A 15,570-nucleotide genomic window follows, 5' to 3' on the forward strand; every position below is an offset into this window, starting at 1 on the left:
CTTGAAGCAAATACAGCAGCAAACGCACTGCATCAAATGTACAGTAGCAAACGCATTGCCAAGAGCGTGATAAGCATCGTGGCGGGGCCTAAGTACTTATTTAGATACTGACTAGCCGCGCAGCTCCGCATCCAGCTTGACACGCACTTGTGTCACAATTGAATCAACCAACTGATTGATTTCTTCATCGTTTAGCGTGCGCGATGGATGCTGCCAGGTCAAGCCCAACGCAATACTCTTATGGCCTTCAGCGACTCCTTTACCCGCATAAACGTCAAATAGCTTAATATCCTGCAGGTAATCCCCCGCTTGCTCTCTGGCACAATCCAACAATGATTGAACAGGGGTGGCTTCCTTGAGTATAAACGCCAAATCACGACGCACCTCGGGAAAGCGAGATAGCGGTTCAAAGGCCGGCACACTGCCTTGGCTTAGCATATCCAAGCGCACTTCAAACAACACAGCATCCATTTTCAAACCCAGCGTTGCGCGCACTTGCGGGTGCAGCGTGCCAATCCAGCCGGCAGGTTCGCCGTTATGCAATAGCTGCGCACTTTGCCCAGGATGAAGCGAGGGGTGCTCTGCGGGCTCGAACCGCCAAGAATCGCCTTCGCCGCCCAAGGCGATCACGCTTTCTAGATCACCTTTAAGGTCATAAAAGTCGACGCGGTCTTTTGCGCCACTCCACCCTTCTGCTTCACGTGGTCCACATACTAAAGCACCCAGCATCGGCACCTGCGATAACGCATCCAACTCGCCATTAAATACTAGCCCGGTTTCAAATAATCGCACGCGGGTTTGCTGCCGATTGAGGTTATGCTCCATGGCGCGAATCAGGCCGGGAAATAAGCTTGCGCGCATTACCGATAAATCAGCCGAGATAGGATTGGCAAGCACAGGCGTCACGGCATCGGGCAACAGCGCCGCTTGCAACTCAGGCGCAACAAAGCTGTAGGTAATCGCCTCCTGGAAGCCACGAGCAACCATCTGCCGCCGTAGTCGTGCCTGGGTAAGCGTTGCCTCGTCCGCGGAGCGAAGTGCCAAGCGTGCCGCCGGGCGGCGAACCGGCAAATTATTGTAGCCATGGATACGCGCTACTTCTTCGATGAGATCCTCTTCGATGGCTAGGTCAAAACGCCAGCTTGGCGCGGTGACTGCCCAACCGGCATCCTGCACGCTGACATCAAGCCCTAAGCGCTGCAAAATGTCTGTCACATCATCGCTATCGAGCGTCTTGGAAAGCGCCTTCTCTAACCGCGCACTGCGCAATAGCATCGAACGCTCTGCGGGCATGTGCTCGGCACTTTGCGCTTCAACCACTGGCCCAGCTTGGCCGCCGCAAATTTCAATTAAAAGCTGGGTGGCACGCTCGACGGCAACGGGCGTTAACTGCGGGTCGACACCGCGCTCAAAGCGATGCGATGCATCGGTATGCAGCCCGTAAGAGCGCGCTTGCCCAGCAATGGCAAGTGGCGTAAAGAACGCTGATTCAAGAAAAATAGTCTGGGTATTTACATTAACCCCGGAGTTTTCGCCCCCCATCACCCCTGCCATGGCAAGTGGTCCAGAGTGATCGGCGATAACCAGTGTTTCAGGGCGCAGCGCTACGTCGCTACCATCCAGTAGCGTTAACTTCTCGCCCGGCTTGGCCATGCGAACAACGATGCCTTCTTGCAAGTTGTCACGATCAAAAGCATGTAGCGGCTGGCCAAGTTCCAGCATGACGTAGTTGGTAATATCCACCACTGGATCAATAGAACGTACGCCACTGCGACGCAACCGCTCTACCATCCAAAGCGGTGTTTCAGCCTTAACACTCACGCCCTTGATAACACGACCAATATAGCGAGGACACTGCTCAGGTGCTTCAATGCTAACCGTGAAGCTATCCTCAACCTCAGCAGCCACCGGTTCTATCATTGGCCCGTTAACAGGCAATCGGTTAAGCACACCCACTTCACGGGACAACCCCTTAATGCTAAGGCAGTCACCGCGATTGGGCGTCAGATCGACTTCAATCGTCATGTCGTTAAGATGCATGAACTCTCTGAAATCAATACCCACTGGCGCCGCTGACGATAGCACCAGAATGCCGGGCGAGGTCTCTTCTTCAAGCCCCAGTTCGGATGCAGAGCAAATCATGCCGCGCGATTCGACACCACGCAGCTTGGCCTTTTTGATTTTAAAGTCACCTGGGAGTACACCACCCACCTGGGCAAAAGGCACTTTCTGACCAATATCGACATTGGGCGCACCGCAAACGACCTGAACAGGCTCACCGGTACCGTCATTAACGGTGCAAACATTGAGCTTGTCCGCGTCAGGGTGCTTCTCTTTACTCAGCACCTCAGCCACGACGACACCGCTGAATTCGGCGGCTACCGCTTCAACGGCATCGACTTCCAAGCCCGCCATGGTGATTTGATCGGCCATTGCCTGCGTTTCAAGCTGCGGCGAAACCCACTCGCGCAGCCACAGTTCTGAAAATTTCATCGTTGATCCTGTATTCGGCGGCGGTCTTAAGCGAATTGACGTAAAAAACGCAGATCGTTTTCAAAGAACAGGCGTAAATCATTTACGCCGTAGCGCAGCATTGCCAAACGCTCTGCCCCCATTCCGAAAGCAAAACCGGTATAGCGCTCAGTATCAATACCTGAATGCCTGAACACTTCAGGATGCACCATGCCGCAGCCCATCACTTCCAGCCAACCGCTATGGGAACAGACGCGACAGCCTGCCCCACTACACATCACGCACTGAATATCCACTTCTGCAGAAGGTTCAGTGAATGGGAAGTAGGAAGGACGGAAACGCACCGATAGATCGTCGCGCTCGAAAAATGCCTGCAAAAAATCTTCGATGGTGCCTTTAAGGTCAGCAAAGCTGACATCCTCATCAACCAACAACCCTTCCACTTGATGGAACATGGGCGTATGGGTTAAATCCGAGTCGCTGCGATAAACGCGTCCTGGACAAACAATACGGATAGGCGGCTCGCTGCTTTTCATGGTGCGCACTTGCACCGGCGAAGTGTGCGTCCGCAGTAGGCGTGTGGCATCAAAATAGAAGGTATCTGCCATACCACGGGCGGGGTGGTGGGCAGGAATATTGAGCGCTTCAAAATTGTGATAGTCGTCTTCAATTTCAGGCCCTACTGCCACATCATAACCGATACGAGTGAACAGCCCTTCTATGCGCTCAAGCGTACGCGTCACAGGATGAAGACCGCCTTCGGCCTGGCCACGCCCCGGCAACGTGACATCGATACTCTCAGCGGCCAAACGGGCATTCAGCGCAGCACTTTCAAGCTGCTGGCGTTTGGCATCAATTTCGTAGGCTAGGGTTTGCTTGGCCTGATTAATACGCTCTCCCGCTGCCGGGCGCTCTTCGGCTGACAGTTTTCCCAGGCCTTTCAGCAAGGCAGTTACCTCACCTTTCTTACCTAAGTAGCGTACTCGTAACTCGTCTAGTGCGGCGACACTCTGCGCAGCCTGAATGGCGTCGCGAGCCTCAGATACCAGAGTAGGAAGGTGATCCATCCGTTTCACTCCGAATTAAGCGGTGTCCATCCGTGAAGATGGCGTAGCACGTTGAAGGTGACAAAAAAACAGGGGAAGAGCGGCTGCTCTTCCCCTGTATGGGTCACTCTTAAATGACCTCAGGCACGTTGCACAGGCAAAAGCCCAGCACAAACTACCTTATTGGGCAGCCTTGGCTTTTTCCACGATGGCAGCAAATGCAGCCTTCTCGTGTACTGCCAAATCGGCCAATACTTTACGGTCGATTTCGATACCGGCTTTCTTGAGACCGCCAACAAAGCGGCTGTAAGACATACCATTGACGCGTGCACCAGCGTTGATACGCTGGATCCACAGCGCGCGGAACTGGCGCTTACGGTTGCGGCGGTCACGGTACGCATACTGACCTGCTTTGATAACGGCTTGCTTGGCAACGCGGAAAACGCGCGAACGGGCACCGTAGTAACCTTTAGCAAGTTTCAATACTTTTTTATGGCGACGACGCGCTACTACGCCACGTTTAACTCGAGTCATAACACACTCCTGACTTTAAGGCTGAGGCAAAAAATTTGTGCGCTCAGAAAAACGAAAACCCGACTTATAGATTCGGCAGCATACGCTGGATGAGCGCTTTATCAGACGCGTGGATTTGCTTCATTCCACGCAGTTGACGCTTACGCTTGGTCGATTTCTTAGTCAAGATGTGGCTACGGAAAGACTGTTTGTGCTTAAAGCCATTAGCAGTCTTCTTGAAGCGCTTGGCAGCGCCACTGTTGCTTTTGATTTTCGGCATGAGGAAAACTCCGCTCGATATTTTTTAGAAAACCCAGGGCCGACCACCACTCTCGCAGTGGCCCGTTAACATCGCCGTTGGATCACTTCTTTTTCGGGGCAATAATCATGATCATCTGGCGCCCTTCCATTTTCGGGAAAGACTCTACCGCTCCGATCTCTTCCAGGTCTGCCGCGATCCTTTCCATTAGTTTACGACCAATGTCCTGGTGCGCCATTTCACGACCACGGAAGCGCAGTGTGACTTTGCCCTTGTCACCACCTTCCAGAAAGCGCGTCAGGTTCTTAAGCTTGACCTGATAATCGCCTTCATCGGTGCCAGGACGGAATTTAACTTCCTTAACCTGGATTTGCTTCTGCTTCTTCTTTTGAGCCGCTTTCTGCTTCTTGGTCTCAAAAACGAACTTGCCGTAATCCATAATCTTACAGACGATGGGATCGGCATTCGAAATTTGCACGAGGTCCAAGCTTTCAGATTCAGCACGTTCTAGCGCTTCGGTAGTGGGTACAACACCCAATTGTTCACCGTCGCTACCAATAAGACGTACTTCTTCTTCGACAATTCGCTCGTTCATTGGTGGGCGTTTGTCTGCTGGACGCCCTCGCTGGCTGCTTCTCTTGATCGTTCCGTCTCCTTAGGCAATTGACGATGTCGCCAGGGCTGCTCTCTCGGCAGTATGGCGTTCAATAAATTCATCGATCGTCATTGTACCGAGGTTTTCGCCGCTGCGAGTTCGCACGGCCACTGAGTCAGCTTCGACTTCCTTATCTCCCACCACAAGGAGATAGGGAACTTTCTGTAACGTATGCTCACGGATTTTAAAGCCGATCTTCTCGTTCCTCAAGTCTGCTTTAACACGCAAGCCACTTTTTTGCAGGCGTTTCTCCAATTCAACTGCATATTCACGCTGTGAATCGGTAATTGTCATGACTACTGCCTGCTGTGGGGCAAGCCATAATGGCATAGCGCCCGCATAATGTTCAATCAAGATGCCAATGAAACGCTCCATAGAGCCAACGATAGCACGATGCAACATTACCGGTGGCTTCCGCTGGCCTTCTTCGGTCACATACTGGGCGCCAAGACGCTCTGGCATCATAAAGTCAACCTGCATGGTACCCACTTGCCATTCGCGCCCTAGGCAATCTTTCATATGATATTCAATCTTGGGACCATAGAAAGCACCTTCGCCAGGAAGTTCCTGCCATTCCACGCCGCACGTTTTTAACGCACTACGCAGTGCATCTTCCGCTCGATCCCAAACGTCATCGCTGCCAATGCGTTTTTCTGGGCGAAGCGCTATTTTAATCGCAATATCTTCAAAGCCAAAATCACTGTACACCTTTAGCGCTTGGCGATGAAAATCAGTCACTTCTGGCTCAACTTGAGCTTCCGTACAAAAAACGTGGCCATCGTCTTGAGTAAACGCCCGCACACGCATAATACCGTGTAAAGCCCCTGATGGCTCGTTACGGTGGCATCCACCAAACTCACCAAAGCGAACAGGCAGTTCGCGATAGCTGCGCAAACCAGAATTAAACACCTGAACATGGCCAGGACAATTCATAGGCTTAAGGGCGTATTCACGTTTTTCAGATTCAGTAAAGAACATGCCGTCGGCGTAGTTATCCCAGTGCCCTGACTTCTTCCAAAGCGATACATCCATTATTTGGGGACAGCGAATTTCCTGGTAGCCGCCCTCTTTATAAACGCCTCGCATATATTGTTCGATCTGCTGCCATAGCGCCCAGCCGTTTGGGTGCCAAAATATCATTCCCGGCGCTTCTTCCTGCATGTGAAAGAGATCTAATCGGCGTGCCAACTTACGATGATCACGCTTTTCTGCCTCTTCAAGACGCTTAATGTATGCCTTGAGCTGTTTTTTATCGCCCCATGCAGTTCCGTAGATCCGCGTCAGCATGGTATTAGCAGCGTCACCACGCCAATATGCACCGGCCAATTTAGTAAGCTTAAAGGCTTTTAAGTGTCGGGTGTTCGGCACGTGCGGTCCACGACACATGTCGGTGTACTCTTCGTGATGATAAAGCCGGATCGTCGCATTATCGGGAATATCGCGAACAATCTCCTGCTTGTAGGGTTCATCACGGTGCAAAAAGGTCAACATTGCCTTGTCACGATCAACGTATTCGCGCACGACGTCGTATTCGCGCTCAATCAATGATTGCATGCGCGCTTCAATCGCCTCTAGATCCTCCGGCGTGACGGGTTGACCAAATTCGATATCATAATAAAAACCGTCATCAATGACCGGCCCGATCGCCATTTTGGCCTCGGGGTACATCTGTTTAACCGCATGACCGATTAGGTGAGCGCAGGAGTGACGAATAATGTCCAACCCCTCAGCGTCGCGCGCGGTGATAATAGCCACTTCGGCATCTTGCTCGATCAGATCAGCGGCATCCACCAACACACCATCGATTTTCCCAGCGACACAGGCCTTAGCCAAACCAGGGCCAATGGATTCTGCGAGCTGCATAATGGTCAGCGGGTCTTCAAACGTTCTTTGACTGCCGTCGGGCAGAGTAACAATAGGCATTCAGGTTCCTTGAGCGCAGTGGTGATCCATACCAAGGATCACATTTCGCTATCAATGGTCTAGGGGCAATGTTCTAGGGGTCTTAGTCTAACAATAAAAAAACAGCGGCAAGACTAGCAGAATTAGTCTCTGCTTAAAATAAAAACGGGAGGCATAGGCCCCCCGCTTCTTTATGCTGCGATTACTATCACCTCATGTTAGGCAATTAGTAATCTCAAAGTGATAAGTGGAATTATTTCCACTCATCCAGTTCAACACGACGGTTCTGGAAGCGACCTTCTTCGGTTTCATTGGTCGCGATCGGGAACTCTTCGCCGTAACCTACTGCTTGCATACGGTCAGAAGCTACGCCCTGCTCAGCAAGGTAATTAGCAACAGACTGTGCACGCTCTTGTGACAAGTCTTTGTTGTACTCGTCGGAACCGCGTGAATCAGTATGACCTTCGATGCTTACGCGCACGTCAGGGTTGTTAACCAGACGCTCAGCAACACCGTCGAGCACGCTCTGTGCAGTTGATGTCAACTGTGCAGAATCAAACTCAAAGTTAACTTCTTTCAGAATTACGCTGTCTGGGCAACCCAGTGCGTTAACTTCTGCACCTGCTGGGGTGTTCGGGCACTGATCACGGTAATCCGGCACGCCATCGTTATCGGAGTCAAGCGGGCAACCATTAGCGTTAACTTCAACGCCGGCGGGGGTGCCTGGGCACTGATCACGGTAATCCGGAACGCCGTCACCGTCAGAGTCTAGCGGGCAACCTTCGGCGTCAACTGCAACACCAGCAGGCACTTCGCCATAGCTCGGGCACTGAGGAGCAACCGGCTCAGGTGTGCGATCCGCACACAGTAGGCCGCCGATAGCAGCGCCTGCTGCAGCACCTGTTGCAGCACCGTTCGTTTCATCAGATTCGCCACTGGTGGCATAGCCAATACTGCCGCCGATAACACCGCCTGCCAGACCACATACCGCAGGATGCTGATACCAGCTACGGTCGCTACTAGCACTTGATTGGCCGGAAGACTGTGATGCTGAACTAGCACAGCCAGAGAGGCCAACTACCAGGGCAGAACCGATTAGCAAGCCAGTCGTTGATTTTTTCATGCAAGACTCCTTCTTGATCCAATGCTGAAATGGCCATAAGTGACCAAATCTATCCAATGCTTCTTATTTGCGAGAGCATCCATTTTTCGCCTGTCCTGCATAGCTGGTTAATGTCTAGAAAACCATGTCCCCAGCCGATACAAAACGGTGTGCCTATCATTAACGCTTAAGCGCAAGAAGGCAACAATGCCAACATATCAACTTCTTGCCAATACCGACACCACTCAGCATAGCAAAACTACCAAGATGAGCACTAAAAGTTAGCTCGCTATACTTCTTGGCGGTTAAAAACCGCTCAAAATCAATTCTTAGTGTAGGGCCTTTCCGCCTTCGGCACGCCATTTTAGCACTGCCCGAGCAGCTTCTAATACAGCTTCACGCATCTCGTTTTCAGCCATTATTCGCTCTTTGTCTTCCTGCATACGCTCACGAGCGGTCAATTGCTGACGGGCGGAGTGCGTTTTCAAGTGCTGAGTGCGGCTATAGTGTTCGGCAAACGCCTTAAATTCAGATCTTTCAGTTAAACTAGGATCAATGATTTCTAAAAGCACCTTACAACGCCAGGCACCTTCAGTAATATCCACTTGCTCTTGAACCAGTGCACCCGCCACATAATCAAGATTTTCTAAACTGTTTTGTTGGGCGCGAGCATCCTCATCGCGCCGGAAAGCCTCTCGACGACTCACTTCTTTGCGTAAAGACCATGCGTAGAGGCATAGCCCTATAATTACTGTAATCGCTACCGCCAGTAATACCAGCGCTCCTATTGAGTTCATGAATCTCCTCATTAAGCGTATAAATTACTTGACGAAAATTGTACACCCTTATACCACCATTCGCCTAATGGCTTCCATATCTGAGCTCTATCTAACTGAAAGTTACTTCTTTCGCCACCTTCTCCCTAGCTTACCAAGATAGCGACGTTGCATAGTGATCGAGTAATAACGCGCCGAAAACCCCTAACAGATAACGAATGGAGAACCAAAAAGCGCCGATAGGTGCAGTCGAATCCAGCCCGCGCCACACTCGCCAGTTCCAAACCATAAAGCGCGCATTTAGACACAACACTACTAAAAAGTAGAGGGCGCCACTCATCCCAATCATTATTGGCAGTAAGGTGGCCAACACGGTTAACCACCCATACAACCAAATTTGCAGCCGTGTAAAAGGAACACCATGCGTCACGGGCAGCATTGGAATACCCGCACGTGAATAGTCATCACATTTGTGAATAGCCAGCGCCCAGAAATGCGGCGGGGTCCAGGCAAAAATAATCAGCATCAGCAGCAGTGGTTCAGGAGAAATTTGCCCTGTAACGGCAACCCAACCCAGCAGTGGAGGCGCCGCCCCAGCCAGCCCTCCAATGACGATGTTTTGAGGCGTAGCTCGCTTTAAGAAAGCCGTATAAATCAACGCATAACCGATTAAGGATGCAAAGGTCAACGCAGCGGTTAAAGGGTTAACCTGCCACGCTAACAGCACAACACCAGCGATGGACAGCAACGTTGCCCAGCCAAGCGCGACCACCACGGGCAGCCGCTTGCTAGCTACTGGACGACGGGAGGTACGCGTCATCACCGCGTCCAGATGCCGGTCGATGACGTGATTAAAAGCAGCCGCACCGCAAGAGGCCAAACCGATACCCAGTAAGCCCATAACCACGTTAGCCAGCGGCGGTAGCCCTGGGGTTGCTAATGCCATACCTACGGCGGTACACACCAACATCACAGCCACTACTTTTATTTTGCAGAGGCCAAGTAGCTCCTTCCAGCTCCACGTCAAAGAAGACCGTGCCGTAGGCAGTGTCATTGTTATATTTCGCATGGTAGCCCTACCTCTTCAGTCAGCGATGACGTTGTTGTAAGCCGTAAAAGAATTCGCCGAATAAGCGCCAGCCTCATGATAACGCCAGCACCACCACGCCCAAACGAGTCCAATCGTTAACGCAATGGCGCCTGCCGTATGTAGCAATGCCAGCCATAAAGGAAGCCATAGCAGCACATTGGCGATGCCTAAAATAGCCTGGAGAGTGAATAACGAAACAACAATCGCTAGTGGTCTTGTAACGTTCTGCCAATGCCAATAACGCCACCAAAGCGCTACTAGCGCAGCTCCCAGCAAGAGAGCGCCTAAGCGGTGCACAACCTGAATTGCAGTGCGTGCATCAGCATGCAACTGCCCATGCAGGTAGTTTGGGCCGACGGTTTGGGTAAGATGAAAGCCTTCACTGATGTCCATGGCGGGCAACCACTGGCCGTTACAGGTTGGGAAACCCTGGCAAGCGATACCGGCATAATTACTTGAGACCCACCCACCAAGCGCCAACTGCGTTACCAACAAACACGCAGCAACACCCCACCACAGATTACCTCGTCGCGGTTCGTCTGCTTGGCTTATCACGGAGCGGCGCAAGCGTAAATGCAACCAAAAGAACAGTAACAATACGCTCAGCCCACCTAACAGATGGAGGGTAACGACTTGAGGCCATAACTGAAGCGTAACCGTAAAGGCGCCAAAAGCGCCTTGTAATATGATCACCGCAAGCAGCAGTAAACTTAGCCGCCATGGATAACCGCGGCGATGACGCAATGGCCAACCTAGTGCTACAACGGCCATGACCAAGATTCCCAGTAAGCTGGCAATGTAGCGATGAACCATTTCTACCCATGCCTTAAAAGGCTCCAGCGGGACATCGGGATGGCGCAGCGTAGCAAGATCACTGTCAGGAACTAACAGTTTCCCGTAGCATCCCGGCCAGTCTGGACAGCCTAAACCAGCATCAACCAGACGTGTCCAGGCTCCTACCAACATCACCACCGTGGTAAACACAGTGCCTAATAATGTTAACCACACTAGCCACCGCAAGCGGCGATCAAATGAACCGGGCATGGCGTTTCCTTAACATCAGACGTTAGCGCACGTTATTGAGGGTTTACTTTAAATAAATGCTGGATATCATCGAGCACGAATTTAGTTGCGACTGCTGCGTCAAATGCCAATGCTGGGCGCCCCAGGGGGTCAAGTAACCACACGGCATTTTCTTCTCGCCAAAAAGGTAACTGTTGCCACTCATTAGTCACCTCTCCAGGGAGGGGCTCAGAATCCCCACCGATTCGCAATCGCTTTAACCTTGGCGCATCTCGCCCTAGCGCGCGATGCAGTCGCCATAATTCATCTTTACGTTTCACACACTCTTGGCTGCAATCAAACGCCAATGTCCACTCATTTTGTCCACTTGTGGTCGGCTTTTTTATTAAAGGCCACTCACTGAGCATAGGTAATTCAAGGTCGATATCACCATGCGCCGTATGGCGGTCAGGAATGCCGATTCGTAACTCTACCATTCCCCAGGCGGCAACCACGGGCGCCGCGAATATCATAAAGATAAGTATCAACTTGAGCCGTTGGCGGCGAATGTTTTTGACATCCTTCATATTTACTCAACCCTCTTTATTTTTATTACCTAACGATTGCTCTTGAGTTTCATCGCGACGCAATCGTTGACCGCCGACAAGCATTACCACCAGGGCTGCCAATGCTAACCCCCACCACTGAAACGCGTAGCCCATGTGTCGACTAGGCGGCATTACATTGGGCTGCCACCACGGGGTCAGCACCCCATCGCCTTCGCTAGCATGCACCCACCCCGAGTAGCTAAACACTCCTAACGAAGCCCGCCACGGCTCAAGACTCAGCTGCTGCAGCCTCACGCCTTCTCTATTGTCTCCATATAATGGCCCTCCCGCCTGAACGTCCTGCCACTCGCCAGTCAGCTCAATCGTGCCACTGGGAGTAGCTGCTTGGGGAGGCTCGCGATGGGGTCCTGTTGCTAAAAAACCTCGCTGTACCAACCAGAGCTGTCCATAGCTATCACGTAATGGGGTTAGTGCTGCCACGCCAACACTTCCGTCGACAATTCGATTATCCAAATAGAGTGTATGCTCCGCCAAGTACTCACCTCGTAGCGTGATCTGAGCGCCTTGGGCTGGCTGCATGGTAGGTTGCACCAATGCAGGGGCTGCTTCACGAATGGCCATGGATAACCGCTTGTCATCTGCCCGCTCCCACTGCCATAGTCCTAAACAGGTGCCTAACGCTACCCACATAATCCAGAATAGATACCAACCATAAAAATGCCATTGCCGAGAGGTTTTCATCATGTGGTTACAACTACTCATTGCCGCCGTATTCATAGCGATGGTTATCAGCCTGGCCATGGGAGCAGGCTTCTTGCTGCGTGATACAGGCTCTTCCCGCCGCCTACTTAACTCTCTCAAATGGCGGATTGGATTAGCCTGCCTGCTAATGGCACTTATTATTTTTGGTTTCTGGTCGGGTCAGTTGGGCTAAAGCATTAGCTAGGCTAAAGAGCTATAGAACATAGACAAAAATGAACAGCCCAACCCAGACCACATCAACAAAGTGCCAATACCAGCAAGAGGCTTCAAAACCAAAATGATTTTCGTCGGCAAAATGCCCTTTAATAATACGCACCAGCATAGTCGCTAAAATCAGGGTACCGATAATGACGTGAACACCATGAAAACCCGTTAAAATAAAGAAAGTCGCACCAAAAATTCCGGCTTCTAAAGTGATTCCGTAATGTGCATAGGCCTCATAATATTCAATGCCCTGAATGATGATAAAGCAGCACCCTAGCAGTACCGTTCCCGTTAACCAGTTGCGACATGTTTTTCGATAGCCTACTTTTAAAGCTTCATGAGCAACCGTCAACGTAATACTTGAAGTAATCAGAATCAGGGTATTAACGAGCGGTAATTGCCACGGACTAAACACTTCCCGTGGTCCAACGACAGAAGCATCCGGCGGATTCATTAGCGGCCAAGCAGCCACAAAGTCAGGCCACAATAACGCTGAAACCCCTTTCGCGCCTTCCCCTCCTAACCAGGGAATAGTAAACATACGTACGTAAAACAGCGCACCGAAAAACCCTGCGAAAAACATGACTTCCGAAAAAATGAACCATCCCATCCCCCACCGGAAAGAGCGATCCATCTGAGCGTCATACAAACCGCCTCGAGACTCGCTAATCACATCACGAAACCAGAGGCCCATCACAGAGATAATGCCCGCCACGCCGATTAACACTAGCGGCAAACCCGTGTCATAGACAAGTTTGACACCGATACCGACCATCATGGCACCAAGTGCCACCGAGCCGAGAATAGGCCACCGACTACTCGCCGGAACGTAATAGCTACCGCTGCTCATATCACTTCTCCCGCCGCTTTGTTGTTTTTGGAGTTATCCTGAGAACTGTTATAGAAATTACGCTGAGGACTGTTAGAGAAAGGTTCATTCAAAACATCAATGGCACTGCCATTAAGCATATAAATAAGTGCGGCATTACGAATTGCTCGTTCAACTGGATACAGCGTATACACCAAAGTAATGGTGTTAATGTCTTCAGGCAGGTCACGAGATAATTGGAATACCAGCGGAATAGTTAAACGCTCATTCGCCTGCAACTGCTGTTCTTGAAAACAGAAACAGCTGATTTTGCGTAAATGACGTGTAGCTTCAGAGGGCGAGACACTGGGCACAGCCCGCCCCCAGTTTTCACTATGGCTGTTATTGGTAAAAGTAAAATCAACTTCTGCCATTTGCCCTGGATGTACGCTCATTTGGCGTACTTCTACATTCATCTGCCACGGTAAACCAGGGCTGCTACGGGTGATAAATTGCACGTTAATAAAGCGCGTCTCATCCACTTCTTCGTGCACGATACTCTGTGCGGTGGCATCAACTTTGCCATTAAGCCCAGTAATACGGCAAAAAACGTCATAAAGCGGCACTAATGCAAAGGAAAAGGCAAACATGCCCACCAGCACAGCGATCGTCCTAATCACCGTGCGACGAACCCCTACATGGACCTGTTCTCGGCTATCCATAACACCTCTTTGGCCTACTGGCCTGTGTGGTCTATGTCATTTTTAGTGAGAGGCGCGATGAAGCACTGGCGGCGTTTCAAACGTATGCAATGGTGCTGGGCTAGGCACTGTCCACTCTAAGTCCATTGCGCCCTCCCATGCTTTCGCGGGTGCTTTTTTCCCACCTCGAACGCATAGTATGACGCCCAACACGAATAGCAGCTGTGACGCACCGAAGAAGAAGGCTCCGATACTTGATAGAAGGTTAAAGTCAGCAAACTGAAGGGCATAATCAGGGATTCGCCGAGGCATACCCGCCAAGCCTGCGAAATGCATGGGGAAGAAAGTTAAGTTGACACCGATGATAGAAAACCAAAAATGCCACTGGGCAAGCCGTTCATTCGGGTAATGCCCCGTCCATTTCGGCAGCCAGTAATACACCCCTGCCATGATGGCGAATATTGCCCCAGGCACTAATACGTAGTGAAAGTGGGCAACGACGAAGTAAGTATCATGGTATTGAAAATCGGCTGGCGCAATCGCCAGCATCAGCCCTGAAAAACCACCAATAGTGAATAAAACGACAAAAGCCAGGGCAAACAGCATCGGTGATTCAAAACTGATTGAGCCACGAAAAAGCGTAGTTACCCAGTTAAACACTTTTACGCCAGTAGGAACGGCAATCAACATGGTCGCATACATAAAAAAAAGTTCTGCCACTAAGGGCATTCCCACCAAAAACATATGATGAGCCCAGACCAAAAATGAAAGCAGAGCAATAGCTGCCGTGGCATAAACCATTGAGGCATAACCGAACAACGGCTTTCGCGCAAAGGTTGGAATGATAGCCGAGACAATACCAAAGGCAGGTAAGATCATGATGTAGACTTCAGGGTGTCCAAAGGTCCAGAACAAATGCTGGAACAGCACCGGGTCCCCCCCTCCTGCCGCATCAAAAAAACTGGTTCCAAAGTTAATATCCATGAGCATCATGGTAATCACGGCCGCCAATACCGGCATAACCGCGATCAGTAGAAAAGCCGTAATTAACCAGGTCCACACAAAGAGCGGCATATCCATTAAGCGCATGCCCGGTGCGCGCATATTCAAAATAGTCGCAACGATGTTGATCGCTCCGAGAATGGAGCTAATGCCAGCAATATGTAATGCGAGAATAAAAAACGTCGTGGATGGCGGCGCATAGTTTGTTGATAGCGGCGCGTAAAAAGTCCAACCAAAATTTGGACCACCGCCAGGCATAAGCAGCGTTGAAAGGAGCAGCGTAAAAGCAACAGGAAGCAGCCAAAAACTGAAATTATTTAATCGCGGCAACGCCATGTCTGGCGCTCCAATTTGCAGCGGTATCATCCAGTTGGCTAAACCAGTAAAAGCGGGCATAACGGCAGCGAAAACCATGATCAAACCATGCATGGTGGTCATCTGATTAAAAAACTCGGGCTCTACCATCTGTAGTCCGGGCTGAAAGAGCTCAGCCCTCACCACAAGAGCAAATATTCCACCGATGAAAAACATCGTTAGCGAAAAAATCAGATAAAGAGAGCCAATCTCTTTGTGGTTAGTGGTCAGTAGCCACCGCAAAATACCTTTAGGCGGCGCTGAGTGGCCATGGGCTTGACCGTCGGCGACTGCCGTTGAGCTGTGTTGTAATGAAGGCTGAGGGGGCAATTTAGGCGCCATCATACTCTCCT

Annotated in this window: 16 protein-coding genes; 1 reads left to right on the forward strand and 15 read right to left on the reverse strand. The window is 50.9% G+C overall.

Annotation, left to right across the window (positions count from 1 at the left end; translation table 11 throughout):
- Positions 1–111: 111 nt before the first annotated feature.
- The 12 genes from pheT to ACW44H_RS10435 form a co-directional block, all read right to left on the reverse strand.
- On the reverse strand, positions 112–2,493 hold the full coding sequence (gene pheT, locus ACW44H_RS10380) for a phenylalanine--tRNA ligase subunit beta (RefSeq protein ID WP_457504399.1): 2,382 nt from the start codon (positions 2,491–2,493) through the stop codon (positions 112–114).
- Between the two features lie 26 nt (positions 2,494–2,519).
- Positions 2,520–3,539: a phenylalanine--tRNA ligase subunit alpha gene (gene pheS / locus ACW44H_RS10385; RefSeq protein WP_113270712.1), complete on the reverse strand. Its 1,020-nt coding sequence runs from the start codon at positions 3,537–3,539 to the stop codon at positions 2,520–2,522.
- Between the two features lie 159 nt (positions 3,540–3,698).
- Positions 3,699–4,052 (reverse strand): 50S ribosomal protein L20, encoded by a 354-nt coding sequence (gene rplT, locus ACW44H_RS10390; protein ID WP_007114344.1) that lies wholly within the window; start codon positions 4,050–4,052, stop codon positions 3,699–3,701.
- Between the two features lie 64 nt (positions 4,053–4,116).
- Positions 4,117–4,311, reverse strand: a complete 195-nt coding sequence (rpmI, locus tag ACW44H_RS10395) for a 50S ribosomal protein L35 (RefSeq protein ID WP_009724291.1) — start codon at positions 4,309–4,311, stop codon at positions 4,117–4,119.
- Between the two features lie 82 nt (positions 4,312–4,393).
- Positions 4,394–4,885 (reverse strand): translation initiation factor IF-3, encoded by a 492-nt coding sequence (gene infC, locus ACW44H_RS10400; protein ID WP_008957470.1) that lies wholly within the window; start codon positions 4,883–4,885, stop codon positions 4,394–4,396.
- Positions 4,886–4,945: 60 nt separating this feature from the next.
- Positions 4,946–6,868, reverse strand: coding sequence for a threonine--tRNA ligase (gene thrS / locus ACW44H_RS10405; protein ID WP_457504401.1), 1,923 nt, complete (start codon positions 6,866–6,868; stop codon positions 4,946–4,948).
- A 232-nt stretch (positions 6,869–7,100) separates the two neighbouring features.
- A complete protein-coding gene (locus tag ACW44H_RS10410; RefSeq protein WP_457504402.1) occupies positions 7,101–7,970 on the reverse strand; it encodes an OmpA family protein in 870 nt (289 codons plus the stop codon).
- A gap of 308 nt (positions 7,971–8,278) precedes the next feature.
- The gene (locus ACW44H_RS10415; RefSeq protein WP_113270715.1) at positions 8,279–8,746 is read right to left on the reverse strand and encodes a DUF2489 domain-containing protein; all 468 of its coding nucleotides are present in this window, start codon (positions 8,744–8,746) and stop codon (positions 8,279–8,281) included.
- Between the two features lie 130 nt (positions 8,747–8,876).
- Complete coding sequence (cyoE, locus tag ACW44H_RS10420) at positions 8,877–9,794, reverse strand: heme o synthase (RefSeq protein ID WP_457504403.1); 918 nt, start codon at positions 9,792–9,794, stop codon at positions 8,877–8,879.
- A gap of 15 nt (positions 9,795–9,809) precedes the next feature.
- A complete protein-coding gene (locus ACW44H_RS10425; protein WP_457504404.1) occupies positions 9,810–10,859 on the reverse strand; it encodes a COX15/CtaA family protein in 1,050 nt (349 codons plus the stop codon).
- 32 nt (positions 10,860–10,891) lie between these two features.
- Entirely contained in the window at positions 10,892–11,404 is a 513-nt protein-coding gene (locus ACW44H_RS10430; RefSeq protein ID WP_457504405.1) for a hypothetical protein, read from the reverse strand.
- A gap of 6 nt (positions 11,405–11,410) precedes the next feature.
- Complete coding sequence (locus tag ACW44H_RS10435; RefSeq protein ID WP_457504406.1) at positions 11,411–12,130, reverse strand: SURF1 family protein; 720 nt, start codon at positions 12,128–12,130, stop codon at positions 11,411–11,413.
- Here ACW44H_RS10435 and ACW44H_RS10440 point away from each other — a divergent pair.
- Positions 12,129–12,320 (forward strand): DUF2909 domain-containing protein, encoded by a 192-nt coding sequence (locus tag ACW44H_RS10440; RefSeq protein ID WP_113270720.1) that lies wholly within the window; start codon positions 12,129–12,131, stop codon positions 12,318–12,320. The two genes, ACW44H_RS10435 and ACW44H_RS10440, sit on opposite strands and share 2 nt — an antisense overlap.
- A gap of 21 nt (positions 12,321–12,341) precedes the next feature.
- Here the strand turns inward: ACW44H_RS10440 and ACW44H_RS10445 are convergent, their stop codons facing one another.
- The 3 genes from ACW44H_RS10445 to ctaD are packed head-to-tail and all read right to left on the reverse strand — an operon-like array spanning position 12,342 to position 15,559.
- Positions 12,342–13,202 carry a cytochrome c oxidase subunit 3 gene (locus ACW44H_RS10445; protein ID WP_113270721.1) on the reverse strand — a complete coding sequence of 287 codons (861 nt, stop codon included), beginning with the start codon at positions 13,200–13,202 and terminating at the stop codon, positions 12,342–12,344.
- Positions 13,199–13,882: a cytochrome c oxidase assembly protein gene (locus ACW44H_RS10450; protein WP_457504407.1), complete on the reverse strand. Its 684-nt coding sequence runs from the start codon at positions 13,880–13,882 to the stop codon at positions 13,199–13,201. The genes ACW44H_RS10445 and ACW44H_RS10450 overlap by 4 nt, the downstream gene beginning before the upstream one ends.
- Before the next feature lie 42 nt (positions 13,883–13,924).
- Positions 13,925–15,559, reverse strand: a complete 1,635-nt coding sequence (gene ctaD / locus ACW44H_RS10455; RefSeq protein ID WP_113270723.1) for a cytochrome c oxidase subunit I — start codon at positions 15,557–15,559, stop codon at positions 13,925–13,927.
- Positions 15,560–15,570: the final 11 nt, after the last annotated feature.

The organism is Vreelandella sulfidaeris Esulfide1 (assembly GCF_054072535.1).

What these genes read in the sequence shown, in the direction of transcription:
- rpmI (WP_009724291.1), bottom strand. Translation starts at nt 4,311, where the DNA reads ATGCCGAAAATCAAAAGCAACAGTGGCGCTGCCAAGCGCTTCAAGAAG.
- pheT (WP_457504399.1), bottom strand. Translation starts at nt 2,493, where the DNA reads ATGAAATTTTCAGAACTGTGGCTGCGCGAGTGGGTTTCGCCGCAGCTT.
- pheS (WP_113270712.1), bottom strand. Translation starts at nt 3,539, where the DNA reads ATGGATCACCTTCCTACTCTGGTATCTGAGGCTCGCGACGCCATTCAG.
- ctaD (WP_113270723.1), bottom strand. Translation starts at nt 15,559, where the DNA reads ATGGCGCCTAAATTGCCCCCTCAGCCTTCATTACAACACAGCTCAACG.
- cyoE (WP_457504403.1), bottom strand. Translation starts at nt 9,794, where the DNA reads ATGCGAAATATAACAATGACACTGCCTACGGCACGGTCTTCTTTGACG.
- thrS (WP_457504401.1), bottom strand. Translation starts at nt 6,868, where the DNA reads ATGCCTATTGTTACTCTGCCCGACGGCAGTCAAAGAACGTTTGAAGAC.
- ACW44H_RS10450 (WP_457504407.1), bottom strand. Translation starts at nt 13,882, where the DNA reads ATGGATAGCCGAGAACAGGTCCATGTAGGGGTTCGTCGCACGGTGATT.
- ACW44H_RS10445 (WP_113270721.1), bottom strand. Translation starts at nt 13,202, where the DNA reads ATGAGCAGCGGTAGCTATTACGTTCCGGCGAGTAGTCGGTGGCCTATT.
- ACW44H_RS10415 (WP_113270715.1), bottom strand. Translation starts at nt 8,746, where the DNA reads ATGAACTCAATAGGAGCGCTGGTATTACTGGCGGTAGCGATTACAGTA.
- infC (WP_008957470.1), bottom strand. Translation starts at nt 4,885, where the DNA reads ATGAACGAGCGAATTGTCGAAGAAGAAGTACGTCTTATTGGTAGCGAC.
- ACW44H_RS10410 (WP_457504402.1), bottom strand. Translation starts at nt 7,970, where the DNA reads ATGAAAAAATCAACGACTGGCTTGCTAATCGGTTCTGCCCTGGTAGTT.
- ACW44H_RS10430 (WP_457504405.1), bottom strand. Translation starts at nt 11,404, where the DNA reads ATGAAGGATGTCAAAAACATTCGCCGCCAACGGCTCAAGTTGATACTT.
- ACW44H_RS10435 (WP_457504406.1), bottom strand. Translation starts at nt 12,130, where the DNA reads ATGATGAAAACCTCTCGGCAATGGCATTTTTATGGTTGGTATCTATTC.
- rplT (WP_007114344.1), bottom strand. Translation starts at nt 4,052, where the DNA reads ATGACTCGAGTTAAACGTGGCGTAGTAGCGCGTCGTCGCCATAAAAAA.
- ACW44H_RS10440 (WP_113270720.1), top strand. Translation starts at nt 12,129, where the DNA reads ATGTGGTTACAACTACTCATTGCCGCCGTATTCATAGCGATGGTTATC.
- ACW44H_RS10425 (WP_457504404.1), bottom strand. Translation starts at nt 10,859, where the DNA reads ATGCCCGGTTCATTTGATCGCCGCTTGCGGTGGCTAGTGTGGTTAACA.